Source organism: Mucilaginibacter straminoryzae (genome assembly GCF_022953055.1).
In the GTDB taxonomy this organism is placed as follows: Bacteria; Bacteroidota; Bacteroidia; order Sphingobacteriales; family Sphingobacteriaceae; genus Mucilaginibacter; species Mucilaginibacter straminoryzae.
The window spans coordinates 34,978-53,216 of the sequence record NZ_JALJEJ010000006.1 but is presented as its reverse complement, the minus strand read 5'-3'; the positions used below and the strand labels follow the sequence as shown (position 1 = coordinate 53,216).

The following is an 18,239-nucleotide window of genomic DNA, read 5'->3' as shown; positions in this document are numbered from 1 at the left end:
TGTGCGTATGTTGATTGAACGGAATCCTGTACCTGTTAACGAAAAAGAGCGCCTGGCGGCGCTGCATGCTTATGATATTCTGGACTCGCTTCCTGAAGAGCAATATGATGCGATTGTCCGCCTGGCGTCTTATATCTGCGAGGTTCCCCTCGCATTTATCAGTTTTATAGATCAGGACAGGCAGTGGTTCAAGTCAAAAGTGGGATTGGATATCGACTTTATTCCCCGTATGGATGCCTTTTGCAGGTACACCATCATGGAGGATCATTTGGTAGAAGTACCCGATGCCACCCAAAGCGAACTTTTTGCAGATAGTCCGCATGTAACAGGCGGACTAAATCTTCGTTTTTATGCCAGCGCCCCGCTGATAGATCCGGAAGGTTACCGCATCGGTTCGTTGTGCATCTTCGATATGAAGCCCCGGCACCTGAACGATCAGCAGCGTGATGCACTGAAAACCCTTGCCGCAGAAGTCATATCGCACCTGGTATTGCGCAAGCAAAAAAAAGAACTGGAAGAGAACCTGCAATGGCATAAGGAGTTTTACAACCTGTTCAACAGTTCGCCCGAGATCCATTGCATTATGGACAGTGAACTACGGATACTGATGATCAATCAGGCTGTAGTGAACGTATTGGGGTACAATGTGCAGGAAGCCGCCGGTCAGCCCATCTGGAAGTATTTTCCGGAAGATAAACGCCCCGAATTGTGGAGGCAACTGAAGAGCGACCTGTTAGGGAATAGAAAATCGTTTGAAATAGAAACACCGATCGTCACCGGAACCGGTGCGGTGAAGTGGATCAGCTGGTATGGTAAATCCGAAGGCGATAAATGGTATGCCAGCGGCCGGGATATTACCTATGCCAAAAGTATAGCAGAGGATTTAGAAATATTGTCTTCTGCCACGCGTAAATCTCCAAGCGGTATTTTGCTGCGTGATAAGGACGGCAAAATTACCTGGATGAACGAGGCCCTGGAGAAAATAACAGGCTATACCCTGGAAGAAATGAAGGGGCAATCCTTCAACAACAGGTTGTTAGGGCCTGAAACAGATCTTGAGGTCTTGAACTATGCGCTCAAAAGGGTAGAGCAAGGTTTGCCCTACGAGGTGGAATTGCAGATCTATAAAAAAGATCAATCACCGGTTTGGGTATTTTTTTCTACCAGTCCTTACCACAATGCGCAAGGCGAATTAGAGCGGCAAATCACTGTTGCTGTTGATATTACCGAACGCAAGAAAGCAGATCAGCAATTAAAGCTGCTTTCGATGGTGGCCAGCAATACGCTGAGCGGTGTGGTGATTAATGATGGCCTCGGCAAAGTTGAATGGGTAAATTCAGCCTTTGAAAAAATGACCGGCTATTGTGTAGCTGATCTTAAAGGGGAGCACCTCGGCGATATTCTAAAAGGCGAACTGACAGACGTCAGTATCATCGAAAAAGCGCGCGAGCTTTCTCGCAATAAGCAATCTTTTGAGGTAGACATGCTGGCTTACCGGAAAGATGGGCAGCCGATGTGGGTGTCTGTTATTAACTCCGTCGTGCTGGATGCCAAAGGGCAGGTAGATAAGTACATCGAATTTATCATAGACATCACGCCGAAAAAGAAAACAGAGCTGGAGTTGATCGCCGCCAAAGAGGAAGCATTGGCGCTGAGCCGGGCAAAGGATATGTTTATCTCGGTGATGAGCCACGAGATCAGGACTCCATTGAATGCCGTGATCGGCATGTCGCACCTGTTACTGGAAGATAATCCTTCAGAGTCGCAGCTGGAAAATCTGAATGTGCTGAAATTTTCAGCAGAAAACCTGTTGACGCTGATTAATGACGTGCTGGATTTTGCGAAGATTGAAACCGGTAACGTCGAGCTGGAACGGGCTAAAATAGATTTGCGCGAAATTGTAAACAGCGTTATTGCTTCTATGCAGTACAAGACCGGCCGCAAGGATATTTATCTGCGCGCCGTGATTGAGGATAGCTTTAAGGCTGCGGTATTGGGAGACCGCGTGCGGTTAACACAGATATTACTTAACCTGGTTGGCAACGCGCTGAAGTTTACAGAAAACGGCGGTGTTACGCTGGATGTGAAAGTGATCGAACAATCTGCAAAAGACATCCGGATACGGTTTGCAGTGACAGATACAGGCATCGGGATAGCTGCTGAAAAGATAAATACTATATTTGAATCGTTCAAGCAGGCAGAGTTGGATACCACCCGTAAGTATGGGGGGACAGGCCTGGGTTTAGCAATTACCAAGCGATTGGTTGAATTGCACGATTCGCGGATTAATGTAGACAGTATACCCGGTCAGGGTTCAACTTTCTGGTTTACCGTTACCTTTGCAAAAGCTGAAAACGATTATACAAATCAAAAACATCTAGTGGAAACAGGATTAAATTTAAATGCTTTAGTAGTTGACGATAACCAGATCAACAGGTTACTGATCAACAAAGTACTTAAAAAGTGGGGTGCTACCGCCGATTTTGCCGAGAACGGTCAGGAAGCAATCGAAAAGATAGAACAGAACCGCAACTATGATGTGGTGTTGATGGATATCCACATGCCGGTAATGGGTGGATTAGAAGCAGCAAAAGAGATTCGCAGCCGGGAAGATAATTACTTTAAACAACTACCCATTATTGCCCTAACAGCCTCGATGCTGAATAACCAGATGGATCAGATCGGTCAGGCCGGGATGAATGATTATGTCTTGAAGCCTTTTGAACCGAAGGCACTGTACGATAAGCTGAGTAAATTCCAGAAGCAGTAAAAAAAAGAAGCAGGGGGGTATCATTGCGACACAAGCCCCTGCTAACTATCTAATAAACGCTCCGTACTCTTATACGGAGGAAGGTTACCTAAAGGTTACACCAAAAAATAATTTTTTTAAAAAAAAAGCTGCGGCCCGCAAAATGCGATTAGTTAACGGCGTTTTAACGTTACTCTGCATAAGCAATAGTAGCAATGCTGAGCTTAACACCGGGTATCTGGAGCAGTACATTTGCGCATGATTCTAACGTGGAACCTGTTGTCATGATATCGTCTACCAGTAAGATGTGTTTACCTTCCAGTTCTTGTGGCCTCTTTACAGCAAACACAGCCTTCATATTTTCAAACCTTTCCAGTCGGGTCTTATGCGTTTGCGTTTCCGTGGCTTTAGTGCGTATCAGGTTATGCTCAACTACCCTGGCACGAATCCTTTTAGCTATGCCAAGTGCAAAATAGGTACTTTGGTTATACCCCCGTTTTTTTAACCTCTTGGGGTGAAGCGGTACCGGAATAATTACGTTTACTGTTTTAAAGCCTTCGACTTGGTTTAAGCGGCTTCCAGCCAGTCCACCGAGTACTTTACCTATTTTGGGCATGTTCTTATACTTGAGCCGGTGCATCAGGCGCTGAACTTTGCTGCCTTTATTAAAATAAAGCAGGGCATACGAGCCTTCCAGTTGAACTTTACCCCAGAACTGTTTTGCTACCGCATGATCGGCGTGTTGATGGAAATCGGTATAGGGAAGGTCATAGGTACAGTTAGTACAAATGACCTTTTCATAACGCGTCAATTTTTTTTTACAGGCCTGGCAAGTCTGCGGAAAAATCAGTCCAAAGAAATCAGAAAAATAACTCAACTTTTAGGTGTTTATCAAAGGTTTATACCCAAAGTTAGAATTTCTGTTTAAAAAGTTAAATAAATATGAATAACGGGTTAAATAATTTCAGCCTTTTGCTGGTCTTTAACGGCTAACTGCCCGCAAGCGGCATCAATGTCTTTACCGCGGCTGCGTCTTACATTGGTAATGATCCCCTGCTTGCGCAGATAAGCTGCAAAAGCCTCTATCTTGTCTTCCTCGGCATTTAAAAAATTGGCAAAGCTGATGGGGTTGTATTCAATGATGTTCACCTTGCAGGGCAGGTGTTTACAAAACCTGGCCAGCTCCATAGCATCCTGGATGTTGTCATTAAAATCATTAAAGACAATGTATTCGTAAGTTACCGGGTTTTTAGTTTTAGCGTAATAATATTTTAATGCCTCTGCCAACGCTTTTAATGAGTTTTGCTCATTGATGGGCATAATTTCGTTCCGCTTTTTGTCGTTTGCGGCATGTAAAGACAGGGCGAGGTTAAACTTAACCTGGTCGTCTCCCAGCTTTTTGATCATCTTGGCAATGCCGGCGGTAGAAACCGTGATCCGTTTGGCTGCCATATTCAGGCCGTCCGCTGCGGTAATACGTTCAATAGATTTTAAAACGTTGGCGTAATTGAGCAAAGGTTCGCCCATACCCATGTAAACAATGTTAGTAAGGGGTACCTGGTAGTTTCCTTTTGCCTGCTGATCAATCAGCACTACCTGGTCGTAAATTTCATCAGGGTTGAGGTTGCGTTTGCGCTCCATGTAACCCGTTGCGCAGAATTTACAGGTAAGGCTGCAGCCCACTTGCGAAGAAACGCAGGCCGTCATGCGGTCGTCCGCTGGAATTAAAACGCCCTCAATTAAATGATTATCATGTAATATAAAGGAATTTTTTATAGTTTTATCAGCACTGAACTGTGAGTTATTAATTTTAACAAAATTAATGGTAAAATTGTCTTCCAGTTTCTGACGAAGTTCTTTTGAAATATTGCTCATCTCCTGAAAGGAAAAGCTTGATTTTTTCCAAAGCCACTCATACACCTGCCTGGCCCGGAACGTTTTTTCGCCCATTTCTGAAAAGCGTTTTTCCAGGTCTGCTAATGTTAAACTTCGGATGTCTGTTTTGCCTTTAGTACTGTTCACGGCACAAAGGTACTGATTTTCAGATCATCATCTTTTTCGGGTAGTCCTTAAATTGTAAAAATTAAAAAAACACAACTTAGAGTTAATTGTAGTCTTCTTAATTTACACTATTGAACGCTGTTAAAAAAGGAGTGGGACGATATAGTTTTTGAAATTTAAATGAAAAGTTACAGAGCCGATTACGTTTTTATTATTAGTGCCGATCCGATAAAAAATGGTGTTGTTACAGTAGATGATTCAGGGAAAATAGTCGCCGTAAGCACCGAACCTGCCCATCCCGAAACAGCTATTGAACAGCTCAGTGGCGTGTTATGCCCTGGCTTTATCAATACCCATTGCCACCTGGAGCTTTCGCATTTAAAGAATAAGGTGCCAGAGGGTACCGGTTTAATAGATTTTATTAAGCAGGTGCAATGGCAAAGGCAGGCAGACCCGGCCGAGGTTCTGGATGCCATGCAACAAGCCGATGAAGAGATGTACAACAACGGTATTGTGGCCGTTGGGGATATTGCCAATACCGGGGCCAGCATAGCGGTCAAGACAGCAAGTAAACTTTACTACCATACCTTTATAGAGCTTTTCAGCTTTTTGCCCGAACGGGCAGAAGAGGTTTTTGAAAAGGCCGTGTCATTGAACAAGAGCTTTAAACCACTATCGAGCTCTATTTCACCACATGCACCGTACTCTGTTTCTAAAGAGCTTTTCAGGCTGATCCGTAACTATGCAGATCAGGAACCGGTAAATCTCTTAAGTATCCATAACCAGGAAACTGAAGACGAAAATAAACTCTACCGTTATAAAACAGGTTCCTTTCTGGATCTGTATGAATCTTTCGGCATGGATATCAGCTATTTTAAGCCCCAGGCGCGCAATTCGCTGCAAACCGTGCTGCCGCTGCTTTCTAACAAGCAACGGATATTAATGGTACACAATACCTTTACCAACTTAAAAGATATTTATTTCATCAAGCGGTTTGACCGTAAGATACATTGGTGTTTCTGCCCTTCTGCCAACCAATACATCGAGGGCCGTTTGCCTAAGGTAGAGCTGTTTATGGACCAGGGCCATCCCATTACACTGGGTACAGATAGCCTGGCCTCAAATAAGCAGCTTTCTATCTTGCAGGAAATGTGCCTGCTGCATCAGCATGTGCCATCTATCGGTTTAAATCGCCTGCTGGAGTGGGCTACCCTTAGTGGTGCGCGTTTCCTGGGGATAGATGACGAGAAAGGCAGTATTGAAGTTGGTAAAACACCCGGACTAAACCTGATCACCGGCCTTGACGGACTAAAGCTTACTGCGGAAAGCCGGGTGAGAAGGCTGGTGTAGTTTTCGTTCGTTTCCAATCATTAACCGTAATTTTGCCCTGCGTATGAAAAAACACATCGTAATTAACGTAGCGGGTAAAGTGCAGGGCGTATTTTACAGGGCCTCTACCAAGGCCGTGGCAGATCAGTTAGGGGTGAAGGGCATCGTCCGTAACCAGCCCGACGGTTCTGTATATATTGAAGCAGAGGCTGAACCGGGTATACTGGAAATGTTTGTGGAATGGTGCAATGAAGGGCCAGAAAAAGCCCATGTAACTGCCGTTTCTACCGCCGAAGCAGAATTAAAAAACTATCGTAATTTTGAAGTTGTTAAAAAGTAAACGTTCCCGTACGTTTATCAAAATTATCTTCGATTGTCTACAGCTAAGAAATTTGCCGGCCAAACAGCGCTTTACGGTTTAAGTACCATTGCAGGCCGTGTATTAAACTTTTTTTTAACGCCGGTTTACACCCGCGCATATCCTACCAAAGTTTACGGGATATTCGGTAACATGTACAGCTATGCTTCCATGCTGAATGCGTTGCTGGCTTTTGGTATGGAGACCACCTTTTTCAGGTACCTGAATAAACGTGCCGATCAGAAAGACGTAGTATACAATAATTGTTTCGGGGCTATTTTAGGTATTTCTTTCCTGTTCCTGCTCATCACTTTTCCCTTCAGCAAGCTTATTACTTCGTGGATCCAGATAGATCAGAACACACCTTTTAACGAATACGTTCAATACACCCGTTATTTTATCTGTATTCTGATTGTCGACGCGATATGTGTTATCCCTTTCGCCAAGATCAGGGCTGAAGGGCGACCCGGGCGTTACGGGATGGTTAAACTTTTAAACATCCTGATTTTTGTTGGCCTTAACCTGGTTTTTATTTATGTATTGCCGTATATCGTGGCACATCATTTACCCGGTGCCAATGCCATCGCTCCGTGGTTTAAACGCGGGTGGTTGGGTTATGTGTTTCTTTCTAACCTGGTGGCAAGCATTTTTACGTTGATCATGCTGCTGCCCGAGGTGTTGAAGCTTCGTCCGAAGTTCGACCGTGCTTTGTTTACCGAGATGCTCAGCTACAGTTGGCCGGTGCTGGTTGCAAACTTTTCATTCCTGATCAACGAAAACCTGGATAAAATCCTCCTCGGTAAATTACTGCCCGAAAGTCAGCGTGCCCTACAGGTAGGTATTTATGTAGCATGTGCTAAAATATCTATCTTCCTCAGCATTTTTGTAAACGCTTTCAGGCTGGGGGCAGAGCCTTTTTTCTTCAGCCATGCCAATAACAAGAATGCCAGCCAGACCTACGCCCGCATCATGAATTACTTTGTGATAGCCGTATGTGTGATCTTTGTAGGGCTGGTAGCAAACATAGATTTGTTGAAGTATTTTATTAAAGGCCGCGATGCCGCCCAAACTGCCCTGTATTGGTCGGGCTTAAGAGTGGTGCCCTTATTATTGTTTGGTTATGTTAGCCTGGGTATCTACATGAACCTGTCTGTCTGGTACAAGCTTTCAGACCAAACCAAATATGGATTATACATTTCGGGTATCGGCGCAGTGCTTACCATTATACTGAATGTGCTGTTCATCCCGTCATATGGTTATATTGCTTCAGCCTGGATCTCCCTTGCGGCTTATGCTTCAATGATGGTATTATCATACGTCTGGGGGCAAAGGAATTATCCGATCCCGTATAATCTGAAAAAGAACGTGGGATATATTTTAAGTTCTGTCATCATCGTTTACGTGTCATTTACTATTTTCCACCGCAATATCTGGGCGGGCAATGCGTTGTTTATCGGCTATGGAATAACTGCGCTGATGTTGGAAAGAAAAGAATTAGTAGCTTTATTTAAAAGAAAATGATAGTTAAGGTTATCAACAGATCAGCAAACCAGTTGCCGGCTTATGAAACGCTGCACGCTGCGGGTATGGATTTACGTGCCGATCTGGATGCGCCGGTCATCTTGCAGCCATTAGAGCGCAAGCTGATCCCCACTGGGCTTTATATTGAATTACCCGAAGGCTTTGAAGCGCAGATACGTCCGCGGAGTGGACTGGCATTTAAACACGGTATCGGCATTGTTAATTCGCCTGGCACCGTTGATGCAGATTACCGCGGCGAGATAAAAGTTTTATTAATCAATTTATCAAACGAAGCGTTTGAAATAAAAGCGGGCGACCGAATTGCACAAATGGTGGTAGCCAGGCACGAAAGGGTAGAGTGGATAGCGGCCGAAGTGCTGACCGACACTACCCGGGGCGCCGGGGGCTACGGGCACACCGGTGTAAACTAAACAATGAAGCTGAAGTTAAAATTAATCGGTTTGGCATTGTGGCCTGCATTGGCAGCGGCACAAACTTCACCCGCGGCAAAAGTGCAGCAGGGTGCGCAGCCCCGTGTCTTAACTTCAACAGACAGCCTCATGATCCGGCAGTTGTACTTCTCTGCCATCCGGGAAAAAACCATCGAAAACTTTTCGCTGGCCGGTGAAATGTTTAACCGCATTTTACAAATGGATCCGCGTAATGATGCTGCCATGTATGAGCTGGCCAACATTAAAAAACAGGGGAACGATTATGCGACCGCGCAGCAACTGCTGGAGACCGCCGTTGAACTGAAACCGGATAACGAGTGGTATTGGGTAGGCTTGGCTTCGACTTACGAGAAGACCAATAACATTCAAAAATTAGAGAACGTTTTTACCCAACTGATCCGCATCAACCCCAATAACCCCGATTATTACCTGGATAAGGCTAATGCCCTGGCCATCGCACAAAAATATGATGCAGCCTTAGCAGTATATGACGATCTGGAAAAGATAACCGGCCCAACCGACGAACTATTGTCCAAACGGCAAAGGATTTACCTCTCGCAGGGAAAAGTTGATAAAGCGACAGCTGCCCTTAAAGAAGCGATAGACAATAACCCTGGCGAGGTAAAGTATTACCTGATGTTGGGCGAAATTTATAACTCGAACGGGTTTAACAACGAGGCCATCAATGCCTTTCAGAAAGCGCTGAAGATAGATCCGCAAAACGGATATGCCCATTTAGAACTGGCGGATGTGTACCGCAATACCAAGAATTACGAAGGTAGTTTCAATGAACTGAAGCTGGCTTTTGCCATACCCGGCCTTCCGCTGGATCAGAAGGTTCGCATCCTGATGGGTTATGTACCCAAATTCCCGGATCCGAATGCCAAAGCCAGTGCGCTGGAATTAAGCCGGATATTAGTGAATACCCACCCGGATGAAGCACGTGCTTACGCCGTTTACGGCGATATGCTGTTGCAAAACCAGAAATATAAAGAAGCGAAAGAACCCTATAGGAAGTCGATCAGTCTGAATGATAAGATCTACGCTGTACATGAGCAGTTAGTAAGGATTGAACTGGGCGACAGCGATTTCAGCGGAGCGATTAAGGACGGCGAAAATGCTTTGACGCTTTTCCCCAACCAGGCCTGGATGAATTACCTGGTAGGTGTGGCCTGGGCGCAAAAGAAAAACCAGCAGAAGGCTTTAGGTTATCTTAAAAATGCAACTTCATTAGAAACTCAGGATAAGGACCTACTTTCGCAGTGCTATTCGGCTATTGGGGATTGCTATCACGAGTTGAAGAACGATCAGCAATCAGATGCAGCGTATGAAAAATCGCTGACCTATAATCCGGATAATGCCTATACGTTAAACAATTTTGCGTATTACCTGTCAGTAAGAGGTGTGCAGTTAGATAAAGCAGAGGGACTATCCAAACGCTCGAACGAGATACAGCCTTCAACCGCTTCTTTTGAAGATACATACGCCTGGATCTTATTCAAGCAAAAGAAATACAGGGAAGCCAAAGAGTGGATAGAAAAGGCGCTGGTACACGATAAAGACCATAACGCGGTACAAACCGAACATTATGGCGATATTATGTTTTACCTGGGCGATGTAGAGGCAGCGGTGCAGAACTGGAAAAAAGCCAGGTCGTACGGTGCACAATCGTCCGTTTTAGACCGTAAGATCAATGAAAAGAAATATATTGAGTAGCCTGTTGCTGGTTGCCGGTATGGTTGTTGTCAGTTGCCATGCAAAAAAGCAACTGGTAAGAACAACCGGGAAAGACAGCGCAGCTGTAGCCGAAAACAACGCGGCCAATACCAAACACAAGAAGTTAGAGGCCATTCGGGCCAGGCAGGTAAGCTTTAACACTTTTTCCGGCAAGGCAAAAACCCAGCTGGATATCAACGGCAACAGTAATGATGTTACGTTAAACATTCGTATCCAGCGTAACCAGCGCATCTGGATTTCTGTTACAGCGGTTTTAGGGGTAGAAGTGGCGCGTGCGATGATCACCCAGGACAGCATCCTGGTATTAAACCGTTTGCAAAGCCAGTATTTAAAAAAACCTTTCAGCTATGTACATAGCTATACAGGCCCGGCGGTAAATTATAAAACCATCGAATCTATCCTGGTAGGTAATGCCATCCCGGAATTATTGAATGATGATGCCCAGTTGAATGCAAGCAATAACAACACGGTACTAACCGGCCAGTTGGCGCAGATGATGTATGAGTTAACCGTAGGCCCCGATCTGAAAGTGAGTAGCACCAACCTGTCTAACCAGGCGGCGGGGCAATCGCTTATGATCAATAATTCAGATTATATTCTATCTGTTAACCGCACCATCCCTTCCCAGATCACGTTTACCTCTACTGTAAAGAATAAGAATATCAAGGCTGAGCTGCATTACACTAAAGCAGATTTTGACGAGGCTGTTGATTTTCCGTTTAGCGTGCCCAAACGGTTTACACAGGTAGATTAAAATTGTATTTTTGGTTAATGAAATTTATAAGAGCCTTAATTGTTTGTCTGTTAGTATTAATTGCTGCGCAGAGCTGGGCACAAAGCAGTGCAGAGCTTAAGCGTAAGCGCGAACAATTAAACCGCGAGCTTCAGCAATTGAACGATGAATTGCGCGAAACGCAAAAAAATAAAAAGACAACCTTAAAGGAGCTGAATAACCTTAAAGCACAGATATCGCTGCGGGAGGACAAGATCAATAACCTGAATGCAGAGATCCGCCTGTTAGGGAACCAGATCAACCAGAATACAAATACGGTTCATACCCTTCAGAGCCAGCTGGATCAGTTGAAGAAGGAGTACGCGGCCATGATCGTTTTCGCCTACCATAACCAGAGCGCGTATAACAAGCTGATGTTCATCTTTGCCTCGAAAGACTTTAACCAGGCTTATAAACGGTTAAAATACCTGCAGCAGTTTGGTAACTACCGCGAGCGGCAGGCCGCTTCTATCCAAGGTACGCAGCACGAACTCAACAATAAAATATCGGAGCTTGACCGTACCAAGAAAGAACAATATAATTTGCTGGAAGACCAGGAGAAAGAAAAGGAGACGCTCGGCAAGCAGAAGAACGATCAGTTACAGGTGATCAGCAACCTGTCTAAACAGCAGGGTGAAATTAATAAACAAATCCGCGATGGCCAGCGACAGATGGCGCAGATAGACCGGCAGATCCGGATCACCATCCGGCGCGAGATCGAAGAAGCGCGTAGGCAGGAGGAAGCGCGTCTTGCAGCGCAACGTGCGGCTGAAGCAAAAGCCGCTGCCGAACGTGCTAAGGCTGCTGGAACGGCTGCTCCGGTAGCATCGAATCGCCCGGCGCCAAAATCGACCTCCAGCAATAGCGAACTGCTGAACGCTACACCCGAAGCTGCTAAACTGTCCAATGATTTCCTGGGTAACCGGGGGCGCTTGCCGTGGCCGGTGGCCAATGGGGTAATCACGCAGGAGTTCGGGATGAACTATATCGAAGGCATTAAAACAGATAACCCGGGTATTGATATCCGTACCGGCGCAAATGCAGCGGTTCGCGCGATCTTCTCCGGCGAGGTAACTTCCATTAATAATATCAGTGGTACGTACCTGGTGGTGATCCGGCATGGCGAATATTTTACGGCCTATGCCAACCTCAAATCTGTAAGTGTTTCAAAAGGCGCCAAGGTAGATATCAAGCAAACGCTGGGCACGGTGGCTACGGATGCTGCTACCGGCGAAACCCAGGTCCACTTTGAGTTGTACAAAGGGCAAACCGCTGTAAACCCGAAGATTTGGCTTGCACCACAATAATATAAAGGACTTTTATCCGTTTTAAATTATTTATATTTGTAACTTCATTCATTAGTATGTTTCACCCGGTTCTTCTGTTTCTGAATATAGGTACACCAGAGTTGATACTCATCCTGTTTGTGGCGTTGTTGTTGTTTGGTGGCGAGAAACTCCCGCAGATGGCCAGAACGCTGGGTAAAGGTTTACGTGATTTTAAAGATGCCTCTGAAGGCGTTAAGCGCGAAATTCAGAACCAGATCAACAATTTTGAAGAAAAGAATGAAACCCCGCCACCGGTACAGCAAGAGCCAGAGGCACCATCTGTTCCGAATGCGGTACCGTTAAGCGGCGCAAATTACATGGGGATAACCGATTACAATCATCCTGAACCATCTGAAAGCCATGCAGATGTTTCGCACTTAATACCAGAGCAAACAGAAACAACGCCTGCGGCGGAAAACCATGCAGCGGCTGCTAACGTACATCAGGAAGAAGAGATCACAAAACAGGGAACCGAAACTAAGGCAGTTAAGGAGTAAAAATTTTAAACATTTAAATTAAATTATCATGGGTGGATTAGGCGCACCAGAAATCATTCTGATTATCATTGCAATCCTTTTATTATTCGGCGGAAAGAAAATTCCTGAACTAATGAGAGGCTTAGGCAAAGGCGTTAAAGAATTTAAAGATGCTCAGAACCACGAGCCATCTAATACTACCAGCACAACCAGCGAAGAAAAAAGAAACGCTTAAGCTGTTTTAAGAAATAAATTCCGGTAATCCTACCGGATTGGTAAACTTATCGGTTGAAATACCTTTTCAACTGATAAGTTTTTTTATTTTAGGCCCATGGCTAAAACGTTTACTTCTTTAAATGAGATCAGGCATGGTTTGCAGCATGACGGGCTTACCATGGAGGGTTTGGTGAAAGACTACCTTTCGCAAATTGCACTGAATTCGCATTTAAATGCCTTTGTAGAGGTTTTTGAAAAGGAAGCCGTTGAACGCGCCATTGTTATTGGCGAAAAACTGAAGAACAATACCGCCGGCCGCCTGGCCGGCATGGTAATCAGCATTAAAGATAATATCCTTTATAAAGGCCATAAAGCTTCGGCTTCATCCAAAATACTGGAGAATTACAAAGCCATTTATTCTTCAACCATTGTAGAAAGGCTGCTGGCAGAAGATGCCATCATTATCGGCCGTTGTAATTGCGACGAGTTTGCCATGGGCGCTTCTAACCAAAACTCGTACTATGGCGCAGTAAAAAACTTTGCAGATAATGCGCGTGTACCAGGTGGCTCGTCTGGTGGCTCAGCAGTAAGTGTACAGGCGGGTATGTGCCACGCCGCTATCGGGACAGATACCGGTGGCTCGGTTCGTCAGCCAGCATCTTTTTGCGGTATCATTGGTTTTAAACCCACTTATGGGCGTATTTCACGGCACGGAATTATCGCTTACGCTTCTTCTTTCGACCAGGTGGGCACCCTTACCCGGTCTGTTGAAGATGCCGTATTGCTGACGGAAGTAATGGCCGGCCCTGATCAGTACGATAGCACCCTGATTCAATCTAAAGCTGATTCATACGGTATTGAAACCGCGGGAACAGCTAAAAAGAAAATAGCCTACCTGAAAGAGGCGCTGGAACGCCCCGGCCTGGACGAAGCGGTAAAAACGGCCCTCGAAGATACCATTGCTAACCTAAAAGCGCAGGGACACACGGTAGAACCTGTTTCTTTTGAATACCTGGACTATGTAGTGCCCACGTATTATATTCTGACGATGGCTGAAGCGTCTTCAAACCTGGCGCGTTATGACGGCGTGCATTACGGCTACCGCAGCCCCAACGCTACCGACCTTACCAGCACGTATAAATTATCGCGGTCTGAAGGGTTTGGTAAGGAAGTGAAACGGCGGATTATGCTCGGCACCTTTATTCTAAGCGCGGGTTATTACGACGCGTATTATACCAAGGCGCAAAAAATGCGTCGCCTCATCAGGGATAAAACTTTCGAGATATTAAAAGAATATGACCTTATTCTTACCCCCACTGCGCCAGAGCCTGCTTTCAGGTTAGATCGTGAGGAGAAAGACCCAGTCGTATCTTATCTTTCAGATATTTTTACGGTACAGGCGTCGCTGGCAGGTTTGCCTGCGATTTCTCTGCCCGTAAAAAACAAATCTTCGAAGCTGCCGTTAGGTATGCAGCTTTCAGCCAAACCCCTTGCCGAAAGGGAATTGCTGAGTTTTTCAAAAATTTTTTTAGATTTAAGTTAAATAGTATTAATTTAGTAGCATCGCTTTTAACCTTGGCGCAGTATTTTAAAACCCCTACTAGTTAAATGTTGAGATTTTATACTGTTCTTGCTTTCGTTTTAATGTCGAAACTGCTGCTTGGCGCATCTGTTCCTGTTATCAGTACAGATTCGGCTAACGCCGCGAAACCTTCAAACGCTTTCCGCACCGATACGGCAACCACCGTAACAGGTATGCTTCCCCCGGCTGTTTCTGGCCCGGGAATGTTTTTCAAAAGCCGTTTAACTACTATTCAAAAAGATGTACAGCTTGACTATAATGAGTTTGTACAAAGCTATATCGATATTTATACCAGCCCCAACCGCCGCGACGAGATCGGCAAAATGCTCGGCCTGGCTAAATACTACTTCCCTATTTACGAAAAGGCTTTCCGAGATGCAGGGATTCCTGAAGAGATCAAATTTCTTTCTATCGTAGAATCATCGCTTAACCCAAATGCAGTTTCGCGTGTGGGCGCTGCAGGGCCTTGGCAGTTTATGGCAACCACCGGTCGTACTTACGGATTGAACATCAACAACTACGTTGATGAACGCCGTGACCCAATCCAGGCCAGCTACGCAGCAGCAGCTTACCTGCGCGATGCTTATCAGGAGTTTGGCGACTGGCTGCTGGCCATAGCGTCTTACAACTGCGGTAAAGGCAGCGTAGAGCGTGCTATCCAGAAAGCAAACGCGCTGGATTATTGGTCCATCCGCCAGTATTTACCTGCTGAAACACGTAATTATGTACCTGCGTTCATCGCAATGACCTATGTGATGAACTACTATAACCAGCACAACATCAATCCGCAGTCGTGCGCGTTACCAGAGCAGACCGATACCGTAATGGTGAACAAGTTTGTTTCGCTGAGCAATGTAGCCCGCGTAATTAACGTCGACCTGGGGCAACTGGCAGCTTTAAATCCGTGCTACCGCAAATTGGTAATCAACGGAACACCGGCTGCACCACGCCGCTTAATACTTCCGCAGATTAATAAAGAGAAATTCGGCGCTTTATACAGTGCCCTTACCGGCGATGCCTTAACCGTTCCGGCCGAACCTGTTTTTAATACAACAGAGGTTGAAGCCGGTCCTGTACAGCAATTGCCTCAGTACCATACCGTAAAGAGGGGAGAGACCCTTAGTTCTATCGCGGATAAATACGGCATGGAGCTAAGCGAACTGAAAGAGTGGAACCATACCTCTAAAGCCATCCCCGGGCAAACTTTGCGCCTCACGGCACCTGACGCTGCATCGCGCCCTGCGGGCAATGCAGTAGCGGCAAAATAGTATCCTGATCATTTCCTGTTTACCGGATGTTGCTTCATGACCAGCATTGTTGCTGCATTTTCCTTTCAATTTTGCACAAGTAATTAATTCATAATACGCTTATCATAAAAGCGGTTCAAAAAGAATTGTAATTTTGCTGCTTGAATTTGAGAAGATGAACAAAACCAATCGTAAGCTCGATGCATTGAACTACCATGCGAAAGGCCGTCCCGGCAAAATTCAGGTAGTGCCTACAAAACCAACAAATTCGCAACGCGACCTCACCATGGCCTACTCGCCCGGCGTTGCAGAGCCTTGTTTGAAGATTGCTGAAAATAAAGACGACGTTTATAAATATACCACCAAAGGTAACCTGGTAGCGGTAATCAGTAATGGTACTGCGGTATTGGGCCTGGGAAATATCGGCCCGGAAGCCAGTAAACCCGTAATGGAAGGAAAAGGGTTACTGTTTAAGATCTATGCAGATATCGATGTTTTCGACCTGGAGATTGATGCAACCAACGTTGATGAGTTTGTCAACATCGTAAAGGCGCTTGAACCTACCTTCGGCGGCATCAACCTCGAAGATATTTCTGCACCTACCTGTTTCGAGATAGAGAAAAGGCTGAAGGCCGAAATGAACATCCCGGTAATGCACGACGACCAGCACGGTACGGCCATTATTTCGGGTGCGGCTTTATCTAACGCTTGCGAAATACAAGGCAAAAAGCTGAGCGAGATTAAACTGGTGGTGAACGGTGCGGGCGCTGCGGCCATCTCTTGTTCTAAAATTTATTTGTCGCTGGGGGTGAAGAAAGAAAACCTGGTGATGTTTGATATCAACGGCGTGTTGAACAAAGAGCGTACCGACCTGGACGAGCTGCGCATGTTCTTTGCGACAGACCGTACAGATGTAAAGAATCTTTCGGATGCCATGAAAGATGCCGACGTTTTTATCGGCCTTTCGGCAGGTAACGTGGTTTCACCGGATATGCTGCGCAGCATGGCGCCTAATCCGATTGTGTTCGCTATGGCCAACCCAACACCCGAAATTGATTACGAAACCGCTGTTGAAACCCGCGACGACATTATTATGGCTACTGGTCGTTCGGATTTTCCTAACCAGGTAAATAACGTACTGGGTTTCCCTTACATCTTCCGCGGAGCGTTAGACGTACGCGCGACTGCCATTAACGAAGAAATGAAGCTGGCAGCCGCCAATGCCATTGCAGAACTGGCCAAAAAACCCGTTCCGGAAGCGGTTAACCTGGCGTATAACTTAAAAAATATCAAATTCGGCAGGGATTATATTATTCCTAAACCGATGGACCAGCGCCTGATCACCGAGGTATCTATGGCGGTGGCTAAAGCTGCGATAGAGTCTGGTGTGGCGCGCCGTGTAATTGAGGATTGGGATGCTTATGCCGAAGAGCTGAGAAGCCGTATCGGTAAGGATGACCGCCTGTTGCGCAACATCTCTATCAAGGCCAAGCAAAGCCCGAAACGCGTGGTATTTGCCGAAGCGGATAACTACAAGATACTGAAAGCGGCGCAGATTGTGAAAGACGAAGGTATCGCAACGCCTATTCTGTTGGGTAACATCCAGAAGATCAAAAGTATCATGGAGGAAACCGAATTGGACCTGGGCGATGTAAGCATCATCGATACCAAAGGCGACGCGCCGCATTTCGAGGAATACGCGCAATACCTGTATGAAAAAAGACAGCGCAGGGGGATTACCCTTTATGAGGCCCGTAAACTGATGACGGACCGTAACTATTACGGTGCCTGCATGGTACAGTTCGGCGAGGCAGATGCGTTGATCTCGGGCTTAACCAAAAGCTACGTAAGTACCGTAAAACCAGCGCTACAGATCATTGGTACCGAGCCGGGCACCAGCCGTGTTGCCGGTATGTATATGATGATTACCCAGAAAGGGCCTGTGTTTTTTGGCGATACAACTGTGAACGTAAACCCGACGGTAGAAGAGCTGGTGGATATTACCGTGCTGATCGAAAAATCCGTCCGTCAGTTCAATATTCAGCCACGTATAGCACATCTTTCTTACTCTAACTTTGGCTCTAACGATGGGCCGATCCCCGAGAAATCCCGCGAAGCGGTACGCATCCTGCATGAGCGCTACCCGGATATGGTGGTAGACGGTGAAATGCAGGCAAACTTTGCTATAAACAGCAATCTTTTAGCAGATAATTTTCCTTTCGCAACTATTAACGGACAGCCTGCAAATACGCTGATTTTTCCTAACTTGGAATCGGGTAATATTGCCTATAAATTATTGCAGGAATTAGGTGGGGCAGAGGCCGTAGGGCCTATTCTTCTGGGGCTGAACAAGCCGGTGCACGTGTTGCAACTGGGCAGTTCGGTAAGGGAGATTGTGAACATGATCACGATTGCGGTAATAGATGCCCAGCAAAAAGAAAGTAGTAGAAATGCTTAGCAGCAACCCTTAT

General features: G+C 45.8%; 15 protein-coding genes. 13 read left to right on the top strand and 2 right to left on the bottom strand.

Annotated features, from left to right (window positions below):
• The first annotated feature begins 7 nt into the window (after nucleotides 1–7).
• Nucleotides 8–2,770: a PAS domain S-box protein gene (locus MUY27_RS13385; protein ID WP_245130543.1), complete on the top strand. Its 2,763-nt coding sequence runs from the start codon at nucleotides 8–10 to the stop codon at nucleotides 2,768–2,770.
• A 169-nt stretch (nucleotides 2,771–2,939) separates the two neighbouring features.
• Here MUY27_RS13385 and MUY27_RS13380 read toward each other — a convergent pair whose 3' ends face one another.
• Nucleotides 2,940–3,560 (bottom strand): ComF family protein, encoded by a 621-nt coding sequence (locus MUY27_RS13380; protein ID WP_245130542.1) that lies wholly within the window; start codon nucleotides 3,558–3,560, stop codon nucleotides 2,940–2,942.
• Nucleotides 3,561–3,703: 143 nt separating this feature from the next.
• Nucleotides 3,704–4,771, bottom strand: a complete 1,068-nt coding sequence (rlmN, locus tag MUY27_RS13375) for a dual-specificity RNA methyltransferase RlmN (RefSeq protein ID WP_245130541.1) — start codon at nucleotides 4,769–4,771, stop codon at nucleotides 3,704–3,706.
• 159 nt (nucleotides 4,772–4,930) lie between these two features.
• Here rlmN and MUY27_RS13370 point away from each other — a divergent pair, with 159 nt between their 5' ends.
• From MUY27_RS13370 to MUY27_RS13315, 12 genes are all read left to right on the top strand, one after another.
• On the top strand, nucleotides 4,931–6,100 hold the full coding sequence (locus MUY27_RS13370) for an amidohydrolase family protein (RefSeq protein WP_245130540.1): 1,170 nt from the start codon (nucleotides 4,931–4,933) through the stop codon (nucleotides 6,098–6,100).
• Between the two features lie 43 nt (nucleotides 6,101–6,143).
• Complete coding sequence (locus tag MUY27_RS13365; protein WP_245130539.1) at nucleotides 6,144–6,419, top strand: acylphosphatase; 276 nt, start codon at nucleotides 6,144–6,146, stop codon at nucleotides 6,417–6,419.
• Between the two features lie 33 nt (nucleotides 6,420–6,452).
• A complete protein-coding gene (locus MUY27_RS13360) occupies nucleotides 6,453–7,958 on the top strand; it encodes an oligosaccharide flippase family protein (protein ID WP_245130538.1) in 1,506 nt (501 codons plus the stop codon).
• Nucleotides 7,955–8,389, top strand: coding sequence for a dUTP diphosphatase (gene dut, locus MUY27_RS13355; RefSeq protein WP_245130537.1), 435 nt, complete (start codon nucleotides 7,955–7,957; stop codon nucleotides 8,387–8,389). Before MUY27_RS13360 ends, dut begins: the two co-directional genes overlap by 4 nt.
• Before the next feature lie 3 nt (nucleotides 8,390–8,392).
• Nucleotides 8,393–10,126, top strand: coding sequence for a tetratricopeptide repeat protein (locus tag MUY27_RS13350; RefSeq protein WP_245130536.1), 1,734 nt, complete (start codon nucleotides 8,393–8,395; stop codon nucleotides 10,124–10,126).
• Nucleotides 10,104–10,901 (top strand): lipoprotein insertase outer membrane protein LolB1, encoded by a 798-nt coding sequence (gene lolB1 / locus MUY27_RS13345; RefSeq protein WP_245130535.1) that lies wholly within the window; start codon nucleotides 10,104–10,106, stop codon nucleotides 10,899–10,901. The genes MUY27_RS13350 and lolB1 overlap by 23 nt, the downstream gene beginning before the upstream one ends.
• Nucleotides 10,902–10,918: 17 nt before the next feature.
• Nucleotides 10,919–12,226 carry a murein hydrolase activator EnvC family protein gene (locus tag MUY27_RS13340; RefSeq protein WP_245130534.1) on the top strand — a complete coding sequence of 436 codons (1,308 nt, stop codon included), beginning with the start codon at nucleotides 10,919–10,921 and terminating at the stop codon, nucleotides 12,224–12,226.
• Between the two features lie 56 nt (nucleotides 12,227–12,282).
• A complete protein-coding gene (locus MUY27_RS13335) occupies nucleotides 12,283–12,744 on the top strand; it encodes a Sec-independent protein translocase subunit TatA/TatB (protein ID WP_245130533.1) in 462 nt (153 codons plus the stop codon).
• Between the two features lie 28 nt (nucleotides 12,745–12,772).
• Entirely contained in the window at nucleotides 12,773–12,958 is a 186-nt protein-coding gene (locus MUY27_RS13330; RefSeq protein WP_245130532.1) for a twin-arginine translocase TatA/TatE family subunit, read from the top strand.
• 96 nt (nucleotides 12,959–13,054) lie between these two features.
• Nucleotides 13,055–14,482 (top strand): Asp-tRNA(Asn)/Glu-tRNA(Gln) amidotransferase subunit GatA, encoded by a 1,428-nt coding sequence (gatA, locus tag MUY27_RS13325; protein ID WP_245130531.1) that lies wholly within the window; start codon nucleotides 13,055–13,057, stop codon nucleotides 14,480–14,482.
• 101 nt (nucleotides 14,483–14,583) lie between these two features.
• A complete protein-coding gene (locus MUY27_RS13320; protein ID WP_245130530.1) occupies nucleotides 14,584–15,789 on the top strand; it encodes a lytic transglycosylase domain-containing protein in 1,206 nt (401 codons plus the stop codon).
• A gap of 154 nt (nucleotides 15,790–15,943) precedes the next feature.
• Nucleotides 15,944–18,226, top strand: coding sequence for an NADP-dependent malic enzyme (locus MUY27_RS13315; protein WP_245130529.1), 2,283 nt, complete (start codon nucleotides 15,944–15,946; stop codon nucleotides 18,224–18,226).
• Nucleotides 18,227–18,239: the final 13 nt, after the last annotated feature.